We start from the raw sequence: 17825 nt of genomic DNA, 5'->3' as shown, positions 1-17825 counted from the left end.
CCCGAAGGTGGGGGTGTGTGGGGGGAGCCGGCGGAGGCGGTGCGTTCCGCCCGCCGGCATCCCGACCGCCGGCGTTCCGGCGGCTGCCCTTCCGGCCGCCGGCGTTCCGGCCGCTGCCATCAGGTCAGGGACCGACGCCGGGTATCAGTCAGGGACCGACTCCGGGTGTCAGGTCAGGGACTGACGCCGGATGTCAGGTCAGGGACTGACGCCGGGTGTCAGGTCAGGGACTTCTGGGACGGCACCACGACGCCGTAGAGGTCCTGGACCGTGGCGAGAGCGGCTTCGTGGACCTGCTTCGCGGGAATGCCGTTCGGGTTGCCCTTCAGCGGCAGCGGCCGGGTGGCCGAGGCGTCGGCGACCACGGTCGGCTTGTAGCCGTTGAGGAAGGCGCCCTGCGCGGTGAACAGGACACACATGTTGGTCATGAATCCGGCGACGATCACATTCTTGTTCCCGGCCTTCTCGACCTTCTCGGCGAGATCGGTGCCGTGGAAGGCGTTCGGGACGCTCTTCACGACGACCGGCTCTCCCTTGGCGGGCTTGAGCGCCGGGATGATCCGGCCCGCCTTCGACTTCAGGTCGTACCCCTTGTCGACGATGTGAATGACCGGGGTGCCCGCCTTGCGGGCCCGCTCCAGCAGAGACTTCGCGTTGTCGACGGCGGGCTGCCACCCGTCGAGTTCCATCACGCCGTCGGTGTAGGTGTTCTGGTAGTCGACGAGGATGAGTGTCGCGTCGGACAGGTCGGCCGGGGTCTCGTCGAAGTGGTTGAGTTCCCTCAGCGTCGTCGTGTCCTGGGCGACGTTCGTCCGCGTGACGGGAGCCGACGGCTCCTTCCCGGGGGAGGCGGCCTCGGACGTTCCGCCGCACCCGGCGACGGTGGCCGCGACGACGGCGGCGGTGCACAGCGCGACGGCTGAACGCAGCGGCTTCATCGGCCCAGGTCCTCCTCGGACGCGACGACGACCCCGTACAGGCCGGCGCTGGCGGAGAGGGCGCGAAGACGCCCCCGGGAGGCGAGCTTCGCGGGCGGGTCGCCTAATCCATTGAGCTGACGCAGCATCGTTCTGGGCATGAAGTACCGCCTGGAGGTGGGGAGTCGGGAAGGAGTGCATCGGTCCGGTGACCTGCATCCATGACGCTATGGCCCGGCACGTGCGTCGGCAATGTCATCCAGCACGCAGAAAACGACATCGCCGCAAGGGCATCCCCGTGCCCGGCGGCCGGGGAAGGCCGTGCCTGCGCGGGCCCCGCTCCCGTCTTCGCGCGCGGTCCGGTGGCGGCTTCGGCGGGCTACGGCGAGAGGAGCGATGAGGTCGGGTTCACCTGCGTACCGTTGCGGTGATCGTGGGGAGATGCGCCGCCGTGTGAGCCGGAAGCCTTGGTTCGGGGCGAGACGCGTGCTGAGATGGGCAGCCTGCGATCGGCGGCTCGTCCGCGCACAGGGGACGGCAGCCGCATCCCACCGATTCGTCGAGGGAGTTGCGATGCATCTGCGCAAGCGTGCATGGGCCGTCGTGTTCGTGGCCGCCGCGGCCTGCACGGTCCTCGGACCGCAAGCCGCCGTGGCCGCGCCCATGCCCTGGGAGACCAGCAGGACCCCCACCGTCGTCACCCACCACACCGACGTGACGGCCGGCCGGAGCGGCACGGTCACCGTGCTGTGCGGGACCCCCTGCTACCAGTAGGCGTCCGCGCACGCCCGGGGCGGGTCAGGGCGCCGTCATACGACGGTGCTGAGCAGCAGGAGGCAGGCCAGGGAGGTGAGGGAGAGCAGGGTGTGGGAGACCGTCCAGGTCCGGAGCGTGCCGCTGATCGACGTGCCGAAGTACTCCTTGGCCATCCAGAAGGCCGCGTCGTTGACGTGCCCCGCGAAGGCTGCGCCCGATCCGAGGGCGAGGGCGAGCAGTGACGCCTGCGTGGGTGCCAGGCCGTGCGAGAGAGGGCCGACGATGCCGGCCGCGGTGATGGTGGCGATGGTGCCGGAACCGACGATGGTCCGCATCACCGCGGCGACCAGCCAGGCGAGGAGGAGCAGGGGGATGTGGAAGCGGCCCGCGGCCTGGGTGACGGCCTGATCGACACCGGTGTCCTGCAGGGCTTGCGAGTATCCCCCGCCCGCGCCGACGATCACGATGACCCCCGCGACGGGTGCGAAGCTCCTGGCCAGGGATGCCTGGACGTGGCGCCGGCTGAACCCGAGCGCGTACCCGAAAGTGATCAGCGATACGAACACCGTGAGCAGCAGCGCGATCATCGGCGTGCCCAGGAACTCCACGACGGCGTACAGCGTGCCGTGGGACATCGGGATGCTGTCGAAGACGGCCTTGATCGTCATCAGCACGATGGGGAGCAGGATCGTGCCGAGGGTGGCCGGGAGGCTCGGCATCCGGCAGGGGGCCGTCCCTTCGGCATGCCCGGTGGCGGAGTCGGTGTCTGCCGTGGCGTGTCGGTGGTGCGCGGCGGTGGTGAAGGCGGCGGTGGCGGAGTCGGGTACCCGGGCCGGTACGCGGGGCCAGATGTAGGCGGTGAACAGCGGGCCGGCGACGATGGCGCAGGGCACGGCGACGAGGAGCCCGTAGAGCATGGTGAGCCCGATCGGCGCGTGCACCGCCTGGATCGCGATCAGCGGTCCCGGATGCGGGGGGACCAGCGCGTGCACCGTGGCCAGACCGGCCACGACCGGCATGCCCACCCGCAGCACCGGGAAGTGCGTCTGTCTGGCCAGTTGCAGCACCAGCGGCATCAGCATCACGAAGCCGACCTCGAAGAACATCGGCAGGCCGATGAGGGCCGCGACCAGGGTGACCGCCCAGGGCAACCGTTCGGGCCGGACCCTGCGGGTCAAGCTGTTGACGACCTGCTCGATGCCGCCGGAGTCGGCCAGCATGCGGCCCAGGACCGCGCCCAGGATGATGAGTACGCCCACCGAACCGGTGATGCGGCCCAGCCCCGTGGTGAAGGAGACGATGGCTTTCTGGGCGGACTGCCCGGCCAGGAGCGAGACGGTCAGCGAACCCACCGTCAGCGCCAGGAAGGCGTGGATCTTCAGCCAGCTGATGAGGACGACGACGACGGCGATGGAGATGCCCACCACCGCCAGGAGCCATGTGTCGTCGGAGGTCCAGTTCTGACCCGTCGACAAGAGCCCGGCCGCTGAGCTCACCATCCAGTGGTCTCCGTTCCCATTCCCCGCCTTGTGCGGTGCGCGGGCTCCGGGGCAGGCTGACGGACCGCCCAGTCGCGGATGGACAATCTGGCAAACGACACCACACCGGGCGCGTGCCGGACCGGCGCAACGAGGACGTGGCTGTCGCGATCACTCGATCAGCGCGATCGGCAGCTGGTCGTGCGGGGCGTCGCCCGCCCGCCGGCGGGGCTGTCTCGTGGACGGTCGCGTCCGAGGCGTGCGTCCATGACGGGGGCGGTCCGGGGAAGTTCCCGGGGGTGTCTTCGAATTGGCTTCTGTCGTAGGTCGAGTTCCGCGGAGGTCTCCGTGCGGTGCGGGACGAGCCGCCGGCATGACTCGGCGCGGTCGTCGGCTTCCGAGCGCTGGTGGCCGGTCCTGCAGCGTGCGAAGTGGCCGTGCCGGCAGCGGACATGACGGTGGCTCCGGCCGGCGAGCCCGGTCGGGGCGTCGTCATGCCCGGTCGGGGCGTCGTCATGCCCGGCCGGGGCGTCGTCATGCCCGGCCGGGGCCGGTCAGCCGCGGGTGGGGGGTGGGGCGCGGAGGGCGGTGCGGGGAGGGCAGGGACTGCGGCGGCCCGGTCACGGGGTGTCGGGTGCGGGCGGGCCGGGGGTGGCCGCGGCGTCGAAGGGGGCCTGCAGGCGGGCGAGCAGCTGCTCGAGGTCGGCGAGTTGGCGGGGGCTGAGGGTGCCGAAGACCTGCTGAAGAGCCTGTCGGCCGGCCTGTTCTCCGGCGGTGAGGGCCGCCTGCCCCTGGTCCGTCAGGTCGACGGTCTTGCGTCGTCGGTCGGTGGGATCGGTGGCGCGGGTGACCAGGCGGAGGCGTTCGAGGGCCTCGACGCTCTGGGTGACCGAGCGCGGGGCCAGGCCGAGTGCCTCGGCGAGTTCGGCCTGGTGCATGGCGCCGTGCAGGGCGAGCTGCTGGAGCAGTTTGGTCCGGGACAGTGACAGCCCCGCGGCGGCCATGTGCTGGTCCGCCGCGCTTCTGACGTGGTGGGCGACGGTCAGCAGGCGCAGGCCCACGCCTGCCGGATCGGGGCCGGTCGGTGCTGTTTCGTGCTCGCTCATGGTGTCCGGTATCGTCGCACACACGATTCATGAGGTACCTCACGAATGGAGTGGCGATGAGCCGACCCCTTGCTGTGATCACGGGCGCGACCTCCGGGCTGGGCCGCATCACCGCCCTGGACCTGGCACGCCGCGGATACCGGCTGGGCATCGTGGCACGCTCCGGCAGCAGAGCCGCGGCGCTCCTGGAGGAGCTCAGGGGTGTGGCCGACGACGTGCGGGCCGACCTCTTCCTCGCCGATCTCTCCCTGGTCGCACAGGCCCGCCGGGCGGGACGGGAGATCGCCGCGCGGTACGGGCGGGTGGACGTCCTGGTCAACAACGCGGGCCTGCACGCGTTCTCCCAGCGGATCACGGCCGAGGGCCTGGCGGAGATGACCGCGGTCAACTACCTCGCCCCGTTCGCCCTGACGCACGAGCTGATCGACACGCTGGCGGCCTCCGGGCCGGCGCGGATCGTCAACGTCGCCTCGGAGGCCGCGCGGCACGCCGGCAGCATCACGCCCGCCGCGGATCTGCGGAACACCCTCCCCTACACACGGCGCGCGTCGATGGCTCTCTACGGACGGACGAAGCTGATGACCATCATGTGGACCCGCGAGCTGGCCCGGCGCCTGGACGCGGCGAAGGTCACGGTCAACTGCTGCGATCCCGGCTTCAACGTCACCGGCCTGGGCCGGGACCTGCCCGGTGCCGCCGTCCTGCAGCGCGTGCTGCACACCCTCGGGGTGGGAGACCCGCGCAAGGGCGCCGGCATCATCGTGCGCCTGGCGACCGACCCGGCGTTCGCGGAAGCCAGCGGCGGCTACTTCTCCGTACGGGGCGCCCAGCCCCTGCCGTGCCCGGAACCCGGACGCGATGAGCAGGTGCAGCGGGAACTGTGGTCGCAGACGGTGTCCTTGCTCGACCGCATGGGCGCTGCCTGAGGCCGCCCCGGGCGGCGCGGCGGGTCTCCGGCCCGGGACGTCGCCCGGGGAAGGGGGCGTTTCGAGGCGGAGCCGGTACCGCGGCAGGCGCACCGCGGTCGTACGCGGCCGCCCGCCGTGGTCTCAGGCGGGGCGCGGAGCCCGCCGGTCCTTGCGCTGTGCCAGCTCCTCGTCGTCGACCAGGGTCAGCATGGGCCGGCCCGGCGCGCACATCATCGTCACCAGGAAGCGGCTCCAGGAATCCGTTCGGTTGTTGCCGTCCTGATAGTGGATGACGTCGCCGCCCGGCTCCCAGAAGGTCTCCCCTGCCTTGATCACGCGCTCCGGCTCGCCTTCGAGCTCGAAGAGCATCTCCCCCTCCAGCATGTAGCCGAACGCGGGGCCGGAGTGCCGGTGCGGTGGGGTGCCCGGGTCGCCGGGGGGAAATTCGACCAGGACGGTCATCGCCTCGGCCCCCTCCGGGACGAACGGCGGCTTCGCCGTCTGCAGCAGGGTCAGCGCCGTCTTCCATGCTTCGGAACGGCGTCCCGCTCGTGCGCTCGTCGGCTCGTTGTTCGACATGGCTGCCTCCCTGGGTGCCTGGCGGTCTGATGCGCGCCCGGACCGGCCGGCGCGGGCCGCGCCACCGGCGGGACGTGCCGGCCCGGGTCACGAGGGAGGCGAGGACCTCATCCCGGGCAGCGGGTACGACCGCAGGGGCCCGGCGAGTCGCCCTCCCGCGCCGGCGCCGGCGCGGGAGCCCACGGGTGAGGGCGGCCGGGGCCGACGACGCTGCCGGTCGGGCTGCCGCGCCGGCTCGGGCAGCCGATCGATCAGGCGTACGTGAGGCTTGCCGGCCTGCGGGCGCCGCCACCGCGGGGACGGCCTCCGCCAGCCTGTACGGTCCAGTCTCGCACCGGCTCCCCCGTGCCGCCTCCGGCCGGTGGCGGGCCTTTTGCCGACCGGCACCGTGCCCGCCACGGCCGGCCTCCGGCCCTCGGCCCCGGCCGCCGTCACCCGTGCCCCCTCCCCCGGTCGCCGTCACCCGTGGGCTACGGGCGGCCATGCCGGCGCGGGAGGTGGACGTTCAGGGTGGCGGCGTCGGTGTCCTCGAAGCGCTCCCGCCGGCGGCACAGGGCGTCGTTCCCCGTCCGGGCGCGCGGGTAGCGTGGGTGGGCATGGACGTCGAACTGATCGAAGGCTCCGCGGAGTTCGGGCACCTGATCGCCCGGGTCGAGGAGACCGGCGAGCGCGTCCGGCTCACCGCGGACGGCGAGCCGACGGAGGTGCTGCTACCGGCGGCCGAGCTGGCGGCGCTGGAGTACTGGGCCGCACGGTACGACAAGGGCGCGCGGCCGGAGGCCGAGCCGGCCCCCGAGTATCCGCCGGGGCCGACGGAGTACGGGCCGTACATCGGTTACCGCCATCCGCACGGCGGGATGACGCTCACGCGGGGCCGGGTGGTGGTGGCCGAACTGCGTGACGCCGACACGGTGGCGTGGCTGGAGCGGCAGGCGGTGTACGGGCGTCAGGGATACATGGGGCCCAAGCAGTCGGCGGCGTTCGCCGAGTTCCTCGCCCGGCAGGCACCGGTCGGCGACGACGGGCACTGAACGGCGCACCGGCCGCGCGGGCTCCCCGGCAGGCGATGACGGTGGGTCAGGAGGGGTGAGCAGGGTGCCCGCCGCCGAGGCACCGCAGGGGTCCGGCCGGTGCCCGGGCTCCGGCGTCCGCGTCACCGCCGATGACGGCGATGCCGCGATGGGGCTGCGCGTGGTGGGGCTGCGTCTGGAGAACTGCGGGACGCGCGCGTACGCACTCGACGGCTATCCGCTCCTGGAACTGCTGGACGAGGATCTGTCCCCCGTCGAGGGCATCCGGATCGTGCGGGGAAGCGGCGGCATCGGCATCGGCACCGGCACCGGTTTCGACGCCCCGGCCCGCCCGCTGGTCCTGAAGCCGGGCGAGAGCGCCGTCTCGGGCCTCATGTGGCGCAATACCACCGGGTTCGGCACCCCTGTCGACGTCCCGTACGTCAGGGTGCGGGCCGAGCGGGGTGCCGACCCGGTGACCGTGGCGCCCCACCTCGACCTCGGCACCACCGGCAAGCTGGCCGTCCGCGCCTGGACGCGCCCGCCGGAGTAGGGCGCCGGCCCGCGGACGGCCCGGAGGCGATTCGCTCCGGGCCGTCCGCGCGTCATGCGCCGAGCCGCACGCGCAGCTGATGGTTGTGGCCGTTGGCGGCAGCCGCACCAGGCACATCGCGGGCCGGTTCCCGTACCCGCGGCTGCAACTGCGGCTGCGGCTGCGGCTGCGGCTGCGGCTGCGGCTGCGGCTGCGGCGGAGCCAAGATCGATTGTCAGTGGTGGGTGGGACAGTAAGAACATCGAGCCGGAAAGAGGGGGAGCTGTCATGTCCGGAAACCAGAACTACATCAATCACGTCGCCCTTGTGCTGGATGCCAGTTCGTCCATGTCGCACCTGAGCCGCAAGGTCGTCGAGGTCGCCGACCAGCAGATCGCCTACCTCGCCCGCCGGTCGCGGGAACTGGACCAGGAAACCCGCGTCACGGTGTACGTCTTCGCCGACCAGGTGGAGTGCGTCATCTACGACAAGGACGTGCTGCGGATGCCGTCGCTGAAGCAGCTGTACCGGGTCGGCGGCATGACGGCTCTGCTGGCGGCGGCGCTGAAGTCGCAGCGGGAGCTGGCGCAGACGGCGCAACTGTACGGCGACCACAGCTTCCTGACGTTCGTCCTGACCGACGGGCAGGAGAACGCAAGTCATCGCTGCCCGGATGCTCCTGCCAGGGATCCGCGTGAACTGGTCGAGGCCGTGGCCGGGATGATCGAGGCGCAGCAGGACAACTGGACGCTGGCCGTCCTCGTGCCGGACCAGATGGGCAAGCGCGAGGCCATGCGGTGCGGTTTCCCGAAGGACAACATCGCCATCTGGGACGCCACGAGCACGCAGGGGCTGGAGGAGGCCGGGCAGGTCATCCAGCTGGCCACCGAGAAGTTCATGGTGGGCCGCAGCCAGGGCATCCGGGGTTCGCGGGCGGTGTTCTCCACGGGGGCGGAGGCGGTCAACAAGGACACCATCGAGGCGGCCGGTCTCACCCCGGCGGATCCGTCGGCGTATGAGCTGATACCGGTGGCCCGTGACGCGGCGATCCGGGAGTGGGTCGTCGAGTCCGGGCACACCTACCGTACCGGTGGTGCGTTCTACCAGCTGAGCAAGTCGGAGAAGATCCAGGCGCGGAAGCAGATCGCGGTGCTGGAGAAGGCGACGGACCGGGTGTACACGGGGCCCGAGGCCCGGGTCCTGCTCGGGCTGCCGGACGCGGAGGTCCGCGTCAAGCCGGACCACAACGACGACTTCACGATCTTCGTGCAGAGCACCAGCGTGAACCGCAAGCTCGTGCCGAACACGCGGCTGCTGCTGATGCTCTGACGTCGCGAAACCCCTCCGGTGGGGTCCCGGCGGCCTCGTCGCCCCGGCACCCCGCCGCCGACGGAGCCGGCGGCGGGCGCGGCGTGCGAGAGGGTGCCGCCGTGACCGCCGCCGCCATCACCCCGATCGCCCCCGCGCGGCCCGGCGACGCCGGCCGAGCCCACCAGCGGGCGGTCATCCGAACGTCAGGAGTGTCCGTGGGCATCCCCATTCTCCCCGCCCTACACGTCGATGATCTTGAGTGGCAGGTGCGGACGTACGGCGGGATACCGCCGCGGACGGCAGAGCTTCTCCTCGAACTCGGGCACCTGGACCTCGTGGAGCAGGCCGCGGGTGAGCGTGGTGAGTGGTTCTGCGCGCTGGCGGCGGTGCGCGAGCTGTGTGCGGCCGAGGATCACGAGCGGGCGTGGGCGGTGCTGGAGCCGTTCGCCGCGACCGGCTGGAAACCGGCCCTCGTGGAGGCGGCCGAAGTCCGCTTCCGGAGGGGGCGGGTCGACGACGCTCTGGCCCTGCTGCGCCCAAAGGAGCCGGTGGAGGAGGGCCGCCAGTGGCGGAACTACGCCCTGATGCTGGTCAGAGCCGGGCGGCCGGACGAGGCGATCGAGACCCTTGCTCCCCACCTCGATGACTGGTGGCTGCAGTCGACACTGGTCGAGATGACCGAGGGGCAGGATCGGGACGACCGGGTCCTGAGGCTGCTGGCCCCGTTGGCGGAGGGAGCCAGACGGGCCAGGGCGCAGGGCGCGTGGCACCATCCGGGCGAGCAGGCCCTGGTTCTGCAGGCCCGGGTCCTGGAGCGGTCCGGGCGCGTCGACGACGCGATCGGCGTCCTCGGAGCGGACGTGGCGGCGCGACGGTACTTCACGCAGAACACCGTCGAGTCCTACGCGGAGCTGCTGGCGCGTCACGGCCGGATCGACGAGCTGCGCGAGCTGGCCGCCGGCGACCACGCGCCCACCGCCCTGAAGTCCTATGTGAGGGCGCTGGACGGCCGGGGCCGGACGCAGGAGGCCGAGACCCTGCTGCGCGAGGTCATCGACGCCACCGGTCATCCCGCTCATCGCAGCACTCTGGTGGAGCTGCTGGCCCGGCAGGGCCGGATCGACGACGCCGTCGAGGCCGGGCGGCCCACGTTCGAGTACCACGACTGCGGCAATCACCTGGAGTGGGCCCTCCATCTGCTGGCGGAGGACGGGCGGCCGGAACAGGCTCTGGCCCTCCTGGCGGAGCGCAGCGCGCACTACGCCGAGGAGCACGCGTACTCGGTCAATTCCAAGCGGCTGTGGCTGCTGGCGGAGGCCGGACGCCATGAGGAGGCCCTCGCGCAGGCCATGGCGCTGTCGGCGGAGCAGTGCTGGGGCAGAGACGCGACGATCGCGCGGCTGCTGGAGGAGGCCGACCGTCCGGACGAGGCCGCCGCCTGGCTTCGGTCGTCCCCCGACTCCCGGGCGCCCCTGGAGCTGGCGAACCTCTTGATCAGGCAAGGCCGGCCCGCCGAGGCCCTCGCGGGCCTGCCCTCCCTGTCCGCGCAACGCGAGCGGCAGGAGGCCCGGGCCCGGTACGACACCGAACCCGGTCCGTTCGGCTGATCCCCGGCGCGCCTTCGGCAGCGGCAGGTTGCCCCGTTCCCGGCCGGGACCGCGATGATCTGCGCCTGCGTCAGCTCGCGGGCCCTTGCCGGTCTTGTCCCGCGAGACCTCGCGGTTCTCCGGCTCGCCCGCCTCGCGGCAGCGGACCCGGCCGCCGTCGCCCCCCTGGCGGGCGCGGCGTCATGCGGCCGCAGCGCACCACCCGTTCGGCTCCGTATGCCTGTGCTGATGCGGGGCACACGGTGCGGTGCGTGTCCCGTGGTGGGTCGTGCCGCGGTCGATCCCCGAGTCCGGCCGCGGCACTGCCGCCATCGAAGAGGCCGCATCGACGGCCCCGAAGCGCCCCGGGGCCCTCTCGGCGTCACGGCCCGGGACAGCCCCGGCGCCGGAGCCGTCGTTCAGGGGGGAATGAGGTGGGGCTCCGGCGCGGGGAGTTCATGTCCGTCCGGCCGTCGGCGGGACGGGGTGCGGGGGCCGGCCGCTCGGTGTGTCCGGCCGGCGTGTGCCGCGGCGGGAAGGGCCGCCGTGGTGGTGTGTCATGCGGCACGGTCGCCGAGGGCCGCAGCGGCGATGCCGACGCTGAGGTGCTGCGCCGTCGCGTCGAGAGTGGCGTGGCAGTCCTGGGCGTCGGGGCCCAGCGCGATCCAGCAGGCCAGGCGGTCGTCCGGGGTGGCGTCGGGGAGGGCGCGAACGCGGTTTCCCGGTCGCTGGAGCAGGACCATGCGTTCCAGCTGCGGTTCGCCGGCGGCCTCGGGCGAGACCTCGATGTGTGCGATGCGGCCGCTGACGGCGGGGTAGGCGAAGTGGACGGCTGCCGCTCGCTGCCGGGTGGGCGTGAGATCGGGTGTCCTGCCCACGGCCAGGGCCGCGGCGGTGCGCGGGAGGTCTATTCCCGTGGCCCGCTTGACGAGCAGGGGGATCAGGTCGTTCGCGAGGTGGGCCTGGACAGCGGTGATGCGCGGGCCCAGGCGGGTCAGCTTCATGCCGATGTGGAGGACGCCGAAGGAGATGTCGATCGCCCGTACGACGCGGTCGACGGTCTGGCGGATGAGGGGGTTGTGCAGCAGGCTGTCGTGGGCGTACACGCAGTGACGCGTCGCCTCCCGGCTGCCCGGGGGGCCGAAGGCGGTACGGGTGAGGGCGACCACCCGTGTCTCACCGTCCGGCAGGACGACGGTCTCGGCGGAGACGGCGGGCCCCTCGAGGTGCTCCTCGGCCAGTTGGCCGCCGGCGCCGGGTACGTCTGCCAGTGCTCTGCGCAGCGCGAGGCGGTCGTCCAGTACGGCCAGCGACGCGGCCCGGGGCGCCGGGAGTCTCAGCCGGCCGGCGATGTGCGAGGCCGTGACCAGGTGCTCCGGTACATAGCTGAGCACACCGCGCGCGTCGTGGCGCGCGACGTAGTCCTCGACCGCGTCGGCGACGGCCAAGGGGTGGGCGAGGTCGACGGCAATGTGTTTCACCAGGTGAGCCCTGGCCCAGGCCGGCGCGTTGGCATCGACGAGGATGACGGGGTGTGCGGCGGCGATCCCGGCGAGATGCGCCTCTGCCCCGGCCGCTGCCGAGCCGGCACCGAGCAGTAACAAGGGCTCGGACATCGCGGGTCCCCTCTCGACGGGATGGGTGCGGACGGTCGGGAAGCCCGCTGTGCCTCGTCCTCGCCTGTCCGCGCGGGGGGCCGGGAAGGGCTCGGCTGCAACAGCCGAACCGCGCAAGCGGTTTGATGGATCACCGTGCGCGGTGATCCTGCTACCGGACGCCATCGAATGTCAACCGAGCCTGCGTACCCATGCAGGTTTTCCCGACACTGTCGACCGGTTGAGGCGATGCGGATACTCTCGCGTACGTCCCGCCCCTGATCAGCGACGTGCCCAGGAGAATGCTCGGTGGCAGCAGACGATGCCTACGCAAGACTGGCCGGAACCCTGGAACGCATCCAACACGCCTCGGGAAGCTCGCGGTTGACGGACGTACTGGACGCGCAGGACCTGTCGTCGGAGACGGGGATCCCCGTGCATGTCGTGCGTACGCTGCTCGCGGGGGGCCGGGCCGAGGAGATCTCCGTGGCGGAGCGCGTGCGCCAGCGGCTGGATCTGCTGCGCGAGACCCGCCGGCGCGAGGACGGGAAGAAGTACACCCTGGAGGAGATCGCCGCGGCCGCGGGCGTGACCCGTCAGACGATGAGCGAGTGGCACAGAAGGGGCATGCCGAGTCTGGAGTCGGCCGACCGGCTCCGGCGGTTCTTCTCCCTGCCGCCCGGGTTCTTCTTCGCCGACGAGCCCGAGGCACTCAACGAAGCGCTGCAACGGCATCTGCACCACCTGGAGTCGCGGGCGGATCCCCTCGCCGAGCTACGGACGCCCGAGATCCTCCGGCTGGCCGCACGCGGGCTGCTCTCCCCCAGCGGGGTGCGGGCGATGGCCCAGTGGGCGGAGGGCATCACCCGGCCCGCCGCCTCCGGTGCCGACAGCGCCGGCCGGCGGCACCAGGGGCCCGTGTCGTGAATGTCGTCCCGGGCGGGGCGCCGCACCCGCCGCGGCCCGCCGGGCTGCCCGCCGGCCGCCGCACCCGTGCCGCAGCCCGCTGTCGCCCGGCTTCCCCGAGCGGTCGGGACGGGCGATGACGGCTCTGGAGCAGCTCCGCCAGTGGCAGAGGTTACGCAGACGCGACAGGGAGATGCGCCAGTTCGCCGAGACGCTCATCGCTCCCGTCCGGGAGAGGCTGAGCGGCACCGGCGCGGAGGACGGCGGGCCGGCCGACGAGGCCCTGACGGATCCCGAAGCGCTCTTCGAAGCCCTGGTCGAGTCGGCCCGTCGGTGGCGCGGCGGGCGCAGGCTCGTGGTGCACAAGGTGCACATCCCGCGGGAGTTCAAGGCCACGGGGATGTGGCTGGAGCGCGCGGAGCAGGACGACGTCATCATCGAGCAGGACGCGGAGATCTGGCATCAGGCGCAGATCTTCGGCCATGAGTTGTGGCACATGCGGCAGAAGGACGGCTTCACGCCCGAGCAACTGGCGGCCGGGGCCTGGGACGCGCTGGAGTCGGGGCACATGCACGACGCTCAGCCGGCCGCCGCGCGTTCCCGTTTCGACGAGGATCCCGAGAAGGAGGCCGAACTGTTCGGGATCCGGGTCGGGCAGGAGATGCGGGCGCTGATGGAGCGGGACGTGCTCACCGGCGAGACGGCCCGCCGCATCGCGGACGCTCTCAACTATCGGGGGAACGGGAACCGGAGATGAGCGGGGCGATCAACTACATAAGCTGCGGCCTGCTGTGGATCGCCCTGCTGGCGAGGCTGCCGGACCTGGTCCGGCGCGGGAGCGAGCCTTCGCTGCGGGCGGTCAACGGGGTGCTGGCGTTCGCGTCGCTGTGCTTCCTGCTCGGGGCGCCCGCTTCGGTGAAGGTGATCAACCAGGTCAGCGGCGTGCCCAACCTGGCCGCTCCGCTGACCTACGCCTCGATCACCGCCTACAGCGCGGCGCTGCTGATCGTGATCGCCTGCTGGCGGGGCGGGCCCTCTCTTCGCCGGACGACGCTGAGCTGGATCTACGGGTACGCGGGCGTCCTCGCCGGTATCGCGACCCTGTTCGTTCTCGGGGATGCCGCCGAGGAGCGCCGCAGGGACTTCGACACGTACTACGCGACGACGCCCTGGATCTCGGAGATGGTCGTCCTGTACCTGGTCGCCAACTTCACGGCGGTGACGGTCAGTGCCGTCTGGTCGCTGCGCTGGGGCTTCGAGGCGGAGGTGCGCAGGCGGCCCTGGCTGCGGGCCAGCCTGCTGACGATCGGTACCGGCACGGTGATCGGCTCCGGGTACAGCATCTCCAAGCTGATCGCCGTCGGCGCGCGGTGGAGCGGCCGGGACTGGGCGGTTCTGGGTACGTCCATCCCGCCGCTGTGTGCCGGTCTGGGTGCGCTGCTCACCGTGGTGGGGGTGCTTCTCCCCATGGCCGGCCATCACCTCTCGGCCTGGCGTGACTTCCTCCGTCTGGCGCCCCTCGACGCCGTGCTGGATCCGGTCCTCAAGGACCGTGCCCTGCGGGTCGAGCGGCCACGCTCCCCCTTCCTGTGGGGCACGTGGCGCTGGAGCACCATCCACAACGGCCTCCTCGCGATCGAGACGCTCTACGACGAGTCCCTCTACGCCGACACCCTCGACGCGGAGCTGGCGAAGACCGGTGACTGGCGCAGAGCCAGCTCCGCGGCGTGGGCGGTGACCATCGCCGCGGCCGTGCAGCGCAGCACCCGTCCCGGGCCGGAGTCCGCCGCCGCGCCGGCCCGGCTCTCGCACCCGCGTGATGCCGCGTCCCTGGCTCTGATCGCCGATGCCGTAAAAAGGACCGGGCGTCAGGCACGGGCCGTCGAGCCGGGCCCCGCCGAGGCCCGGTCGGTGTGACCGCGCGCTTGGTGCACGATTCCCCCCGCAGCCAGAGGACCTGAACGGAGTCCCCGAAAGATGAGTCTCGTCGTGTACATGGCGTCCTTCCTTCTGGCTCTGGCCGCCGTGCTGCTTCGCCGGCCGCGCAGGACTCCGCGCTCACCGCTGTCCGTCGCCACGCGGGCCACCGCGTTCATCGCCGCCGTGTGCTTCTTCTGGTCCGCCCCGGTGACGCTCGCCGCCGTCAACCACGCCACCGGCATTCCCAATGTCGGTGCCCCGCTGACCTACAGCTCGATCTCCGCCCTGAGCTGTTCGCTGATCATCTTGCTGATCCACTGGAAAGGCGGCCCGAAGGAGCAGATACGGCGGATGACCCGCAGGGCGGTTGCCGTCTACGGCACGCTCATCGTCGCCATCGTCGTGCTGTTCGGCCTCGCCGACGCGCACACGGAGCGGCTCACCGACCTGGACACGTACTACGCCAACACCCCGTACATGCGGGAGATGATCGCCCTTTACCTCATGGGGCATCTGGCGAGCACGATCGTCCTGAGCGCCGTCTGCCTGAAGTGGGCACGCGACGAGGTCACCGGGCTCCTGCGCGTCGGCCTCCGGCTGATCCTGGCCGGCCTGCTGCTGGACGCCCTCGGGTTCACTCTCGCCAAGGTCACCGCGGTCGTCGCCCGCTGGCTGGGGCACGACCTGGACTTCCTGTCCACCACCATCGCTCCGCCGGCCGCCGCGCTGGGCGCCCTGATCTACTCCGCCGGCTTCGTGCTGCCACGGCTGGCGTCCGCGGCCGCCACGGAGCGGCAGAGCCTGACCACCTACCGCGCGCTCAGGCCCCTGTGGTCGGCGGTGAAGGACGTGGCGGCCGCGCCGATCGCGGAACCGACCTGGTGGCAGCTGTGGTGGCAACTGCCCAGCACCCGTCTCTACCTGCTCGAAGCCAACATCCGTGACGCGCTGCTGCAGTTGACGGCGTACTTCGACCAACGGGTCGGCCACACGACGTACGCGGCCGCCGTGGAGCGTGGCGAGCAGCAGGACAGCGCGCGCATCGCCTCGGAGAAGGCGATGATCATCGACGGTATACGCCGTGCGACGGGCACGGGCGGCGGCCCTGCCGATCCGCCGGAGAAATTCCGCGTCACCATCGATCTGGTGGAGCTGGCGAACACGGTGCACCGCCTTCTCGAGGCGGCACCGGAGCAGGTGCGAATCCAGTGAAAACGTCTCATGAACGCTACGAGGAGAACCCGTTGTCGCACAAAGCTGTCGTGGTCGGAGCCGGCGTGGCAGGGCTGGTGGCCGCCGCGGCGTTGTCCCTGGCCGAACCCACGATGCAGATTCTCCTGCTCGACAGGGACGAGCTTCCGCAAGGCCCGGAGAACCGGCGCGGTGTCCCCCAGGGCCAGCACGCGCATCTGCTCATGGCCGGCGGGCTGTCCGCCATGGAGTCGCTCTTCCCCGTCAGTGTGCGAGAGCGTCTCCTGGACGCGGGAGCCCACGAGATCGCCCTCGGCAACGGCATGCTGGCCCTGACCCCGGACAGCGGCTGGCTGCGCCGGTGGAGGTGGCACGGCCCGCACGTGATCACCTGCACCCGTGCCCTGCTGGACTGGGTCCTGCGGCAGGCCCTGCTCGACTCCCGCCCCAACGTCTCCGTCCACCGGGCGACCGTCGAAGGGCTTCTCGGTGACGCCCGGCGCGTCCGCGGCGTCCGGATCGGCGCAGCGGAGGACGCGCTGGGCACCGAGCTGGAGGCGGACCTCGTCATCGACGCGAGCGGGCGCGGCTCGGGCAGCCTGAAGTGGCTGGACGGCATAGGCATCACGGGCATCGAAGAGAGAAGGATCGACTCCGGCCTCACCAACGCCACCCGGATCTACCGCACGCCGGCGGGGGCGGAGTCCTTCCCGCTGACGGTGATCCAGGCGAACCCCTACGACGGGATGCCCGGCCGGAGCGCCATGGTGCTCCCGGTCGAGGGAAACCGGTGGATGGTCAGCGCGGGCGGCACCCGGGGCGGTGAACCTCCGCAGGATCCGCAGGGCTTCCTCGCCTACGCGCTGAACCTGCCGCACCCGATCGTCGGCCAGCTCATCTCCGGCGCCGAGGCCCTCACCGACGTGGTGGTCAGCCGCGGCCGCAGCACCAGCAACGCCCGCCGGTACTTCGAGAAGGCGACGCACTGGCCCGAGCGGTTCATCGTGCTCGGCGACGCGTTGGCGACCTTCAACCCCGCCTACGGGCAGGGCATGTCGGTGGCCGCGCTGGGCGCCCGGGTCCTGGCCGAAGAGCTGCGCCGGACCGGCCTCGCCGGCCCCGGACTGGCCCGGCGTGTCCTTCGCGGGGTGTCCCGCCACGTCGACACGGCGTGGGCGACCGCCGTCGGCATGGACGTCCTGTACCCGGGGGTCCTCGGTGGGGAGCCGGGCTTCGCCGACCGCGTCGCCGCCCGGTACGCACGCCGGCTGACCAGAGCGGCGACCGGTTCCTTCGACGCGGCGTCGGCGCTGTGGGACGTCACCAGCCTCACGGCGGCTCCCACCCGGGTGCTGCGGCCGAAGGCCCTGCTGGCCGCCCTGACCGGCCCGCTGCTGCCCCGGACCTCGGAGCCTCCGCTGCTGCCTTCGGAGCAAGAGGTGTTCAACCGGCTCAAGAAGGGGCTGGAGGAGTCCGGCGGCCGGTGAGCACAGCGCTCACCTCCCCCTGGACACCAATCGGATCACTCTTCGGATTCGACGTCCGGTCACGTGTCGAATCGCATGTAGACAGCTCATGAGTGCCGGATCGGCCGTCGGACGCCTGTGACGTCGGGCGAGGGCCGGTCATCGCGAGGTGCGCTCGGCCGGGCCTCGTACGGGCGGGACGGCGTGCGGGCCGACAAGGGGCCAGGCACGCCGCCCGCCCGTCGTGTTCGGGCGACAGCACGACCTCCTCAGGCGAGCTCGGCGTCTGCGGCGATCGGCGTCTCCGGCATAGCGTTCACCGTCATCCATTGCAACGAAGGAGCGGGGCACTGTTGCGTTACGCTGCAGAGCGTTGCAACGATTTTCTGGCTCTCACCTGCGCTTATTGTGGAATCACGCAATGAATATGTTGCTGATCGCGCGAACGCAACGTAGCTTTTCCGTCATCAGAAAGCACCGCGCCGAAGGAGCGCACGGTGCGGAAGAAGGAGAGCCACGATGCAGAAGTTCGACACCCCCGCCCAGGTGACCGCCGTCCTGGAC

At 71.8% G+C, this 17825-nt stretch carries 17 protein-coding genes; 11 read left to right on the top strand and 6 right to left on the bottom strand.

Annotated elements, in window-relative coordinates; genetic code table 11:
* Window positions 1-218: 218 nt before the first annotated feature.
* Both ACZ7KF_RS33630 and ACZ7KF_RS33625 read right to left on the bottom strand, forming a co-directional pair.
* The gene (locus tag ACZ7KF_RS33630) at window positions 219-938 is read right to left on the bottom strand and encodes a cysteine hydrolase family protein (RefSeq protein ID WP_471083723.1); all 720 of its coding nucleotides are present in this window, start codon (window positions 936-938) and stop codon (window positions 219-221) included.
* A complete protein-coding gene (locus ACZ7KF_RS33625) occupies window positions 935-1078 on the bottom strand; it encodes a hypothetical protein (protein WP_471083720.1) in 144 nt (47 codons plus the stop codon). Before ACZ7KF_RS33625 ends, ACZ7KF_RS33630 begins: the two co-directional genes overlap by 4 nt.
* 412 nt (window positions 1079-1490) lie before the next feature.
* On the opposite strand from ACZ7KF_RS33625, the gene ACZ7KF_RS33620 reads away from it, so the two are divergent.
* A complete protein-coding gene (locus ACZ7KF_RS33620; RefSeq protein WP_471083717.1) occupies window positions 1491-1691 on the top strand; it encodes a hypothetical protein in 201 nt (66 codons plus the stop codon).
* Between the two features lie 35 nt (window positions 1692-1726).
* Here the strand turns inward: ACZ7KF_RS33620 and ACZ7KF_RS33615 are convergent, their stop codons facing one another.
* Both ACZ7KF_RS33615 and ACZ7KF_RS33610 read right to left on the bottom strand, forming a co-directional pair.
* Window positions 1727-3172, bottom strand: a complete 1446-nt coding sequence (locus tag ACZ7KF_RS33615; protein WP_471083714.1) for a GntT/GntP/DsdX family permease — start codon at window positions 3170-3172, stop codon at window positions 1727-1729.
* Between the two features lie 599 nt (window positions 3173-3771).
* Window positions 3772-4257, bottom strand: a complete 486-nt coding sequence (locus ACZ7KF_RS33610; RefSeq protein ID WP_471083711.1) for a MarR family winged helix-turn-helix transcriptional regulator — start codon at window positions 4255-4257, stop codon at window positions 3772-3774.
* Between the two features lie 56 nt (window positions 4258-4313).
* Between ACZ7KF_RS33610 and ACZ7KF_RS33605 the strand changes: the two genes are divergently transcribed.
* Window positions 4314-5183, top strand: a complete 870-nt coding sequence (locus ACZ7KF_RS33605) for an SDR family NAD(P)-dependent oxidoreductase (RefSeq protein ID WP_471083708.1) — start codon at window positions 4314-4316, stop codon at window positions 5181-5183.
* Window positions 5184-5306: 123 nt separating this feature from the next.
* On the opposite strand, the gene ACZ7KF_RS33600 is transcribed toward ACZ7KF_RS33605, so the two are convergent.
* Window positions 5307-5744 carry a cupin domain-containing protein gene (locus ACZ7KF_RS33600; RefSeq protein WP_471083705.1) on the bottom strand — a complete coding sequence of 146 codons (438 nt, stop codon included), beginning with the start codon at window positions 5742-5744 and terminating at the stop codon, window positions 5307-5309.
* Between the two features lie 596 nt (window positions 5745-6340).
* On the opposite strand from ACZ7KF_RS33600, the gene ACZ7KF_RS33595 reads away from it, so the two are divergent.
* The 4 genes from ACZ7KF_RS33595 (at window position 6341) to ACZ7KF_RS33580 (ending at window position 10204) form a co-directional block, all read left to right on the top strand.
* Complete coding sequence (locus ACZ7KF_RS33595; RefSeq protein WP_471083702.1) at window positions 6341-6775, top strand: type II toxin-antitoxin system prevent-host-death family antitoxin; 435 nt, start codon at window positions 6341-6343, stop codon at window positions 6773-6775.
* A 55-nt stretch (window positions 6776-6830) separates the two neighbouring features.
* Window positions 6831-7307 carry a DUF4232 domain-containing protein gene (locus ACZ7KF_RS33590; RefSeq protein WP_471083699.1) on the top strand — a complete coding sequence of 159 codons (477 nt, stop codon included), beginning with the start codon at window positions 6831-6833 and terminating at the stop codon, window positions 7305-7307.
* Between the two features lie 267 nt (window positions 7308-7574).
* Window positions 7575-8615, top strand: coding sequence for a vWA domain-containing protein (locus ACZ7KF_RS33585; RefSeq protein ID WP_471083696.1), 1041 nt, complete (start codon window positions 7575-7577; stop codon window positions 8613-8615).
* 197 nt (window positions 8616-8812) lie between these two features.
* A complete protein-coding gene (locus ACZ7KF_RS33580) occupies window positions 8813-10204 on the top strand; it encodes a tetratricopeptide repeat protein (protein WP_471083693.1) in 1392 nt (463 codons plus the stop codon).
* A gap of 536 nt (window positions 10205-10740) precedes the next feature.
* On the opposite strand, the gene ACZ7KF_RS33575 is transcribed toward ACZ7KF_RS33580, so the two are convergent.
* Complete coding sequence (locus ACZ7KF_RS33575) at window positions 10741-11799, bottom strand: hypothetical protein (RefSeq protein WP_471083690.1); 1059 nt, start codon at window positions 11797-11799, stop codon at window positions 10741-10743.
* A 288-nt stretch (window positions 11800-12087) separates the two neighbouring features.
* Between ACZ7KF_RS33575 and ACZ7KF_RS33570 the strand changes: the two genes are divergently transcribed.
* From ACZ7KF_RS33570 to ACZ7KF_RS33550, 5 genes are all read left to right on the top strand, one after another.
* Window positions 12088-12705 carry a helix-turn-helix transcriptional regulator gene (locus ACZ7KF_RS33570; protein WP_471083687.1) on the top strand — a complete coding sequence of 206 codons (618 nt, stop codon included), beginning with the start codon at window positions 12088-12090 and terminating at the stop codon, window positions 12703-12705.
* 172 nt (window positions 12706-12877) lie between these two features.
* Window positions 12878-13441 (top strand): toxin, encoded by a 564-nt coding sequence (locus ACZ7KF_RS33565; RefSeq protein WP_471083684.1) that lies wholly within the window; start codon window positions 12878-12880, stop codon window positions 13439-13441.
* Complete coding sequence (locus ACZ7KF_RS33560; protein ID WP_471083681.1) at window positions 13438-14601, top strand: MAB_1171c family putative transporter; 1164 nt, start codon at window positions 13438-13440, stop codon at window positions 14599-14601. The genes ACZ7KF_RS33565 and ACZ7KF_RS33560 overlap by 4 nt, the downstream gene beginning before the upstream one ends.
* A 60-nt stretch (window positions 14602-14661) precedes the next feature.
* The gene (locus ACZ7KF_RS33555; protein ID WP_471083678.1) at window positions 14662-15816 is read left to right on the top strand and encodes an MAB_1171c family putative transporter; all 1155 of its coding nucleotides are present in this window, start codon (window positions 14662-14664) and stop codon (window positions 15814-15816) included.
* Between the two features lie 32 nt (window positions 15817-15848).
* A complete protein-coding gene (locus tag ACZ7KF_RS33550; RefSeq protein WP_471083675.1) occupies window positions 15849-17282 on the top strand; it encodes an NAD(P)/FAD-dependent oxidoreductase in 1434 nt (477 codons plus the stop codon).
* Window positions 17283-17825: the final 543 nt, after the last annotated feature.

The organism is Streptomyces sp. NPDC038200 (assembly GCF_055600785.1).
The sequence above is the reverse complement of the archived record's forward strand: the minus strand, read 5'-3'. Positions and strand labels throughout refer to the sequence as shown.

Bases quoted from the DNA above. Each gene is read 5' to 3' on its own strand.
- ACZ7KF_RS33630 (WP_471083723.1), bottom strand. From the start codon at position 938: ATGAAGCCGCTGCGTTCAGCCGTCGCGCTGTGCACCGCCGCCGTCGTC.
- ACZ7KF_RS33625 (WP_471083720.1), bottom strand. From the start codon at position 1,078: ATGCCCAGAACGATGCTGCGTCAGCTCAATGGATTAGGCGACCCGCCC.
- ACZ7KF_RS33620 (WP_471083717.1), top strand. From the start codon at position 1,491: ATGCATCTGCGCAAGCGTGCATGGGCCGTCGTGTTCGTGGCCGCCGCG.
- ACZ7KF_RS33615 (WP_471083714.1), bottom strand. From the start codon at position 3,172: ATGGTGAGCTCAGCGGCCGGGCTCTTGTCGACGGGTCAGAACTGGACC.
- ACZ7KF_RS33610 (WP_471083711.1), bottom strand. From the start codon at position 4,257: ATGAGCGAGCACGAAACAGCACCGACCGGCCCCGATCCGGCAGGCGTG.
- ACZ7KF_RS33605 (WP_471083708.1), top strand. From the start codon at position 4,314: ATGAGCCGACCCCTTGCTGTGATCACGGGCGCGACCTCCGGGCTGGGC.
- ACZ7KF_RS33600 (WP_471083705.1), bottom strand. From the start codon at position 5,744: ATGTCGAACAACGAGCCGACGAGCGCACGAGCGGGACGCCGTTCCGAA.
- ACZ7KF_RS33595 (WP_471083702.1), top strand. From the start codon at position 6,341: ATGGACGTCGAACTGATCGAAGGCTCCGCGGAGTTCGGGCACCTGATC.
- ACZ7KF_RS33585 (WP_471083696.1), top strand. From the start codon at position 7,575: ATGTCCGGAAACCAGAACTACATCAATCACGTCGCCCTTGTGCTGGAT.
- ACZ7KF_RS33575 (WP_471083690.1), bottom strand. From the start codon at position 11,799: ATGTCCGAGCCCTTGTTACTGCTCGGTGCCGGCTCGGCAGCGGCCGGG.
- ACZ7KF_RS33565 (WP_471083684.1), top strand. From the start codon at position 12,878: ATGCGCCAGTTCGCCGAGACGCTCATCGCTCCCGTCCGGGAGAGGCTG.
- ACZ7KF_RS33560 (WP_471083681.1), top strand. From the start codon at position 13,438: ATGAGCGGGGCGATCAACTACATAAGCTGCGGCCTGCTGTGGATCGCC.
- ACZ7KF_RS33555 (WP_471083678.1), top strand. From the start codon at position 14,662: ATGAGTCTCGTCGTGTACATGGCGTCCTTCCTTCTGGCTCTGGCCGCC.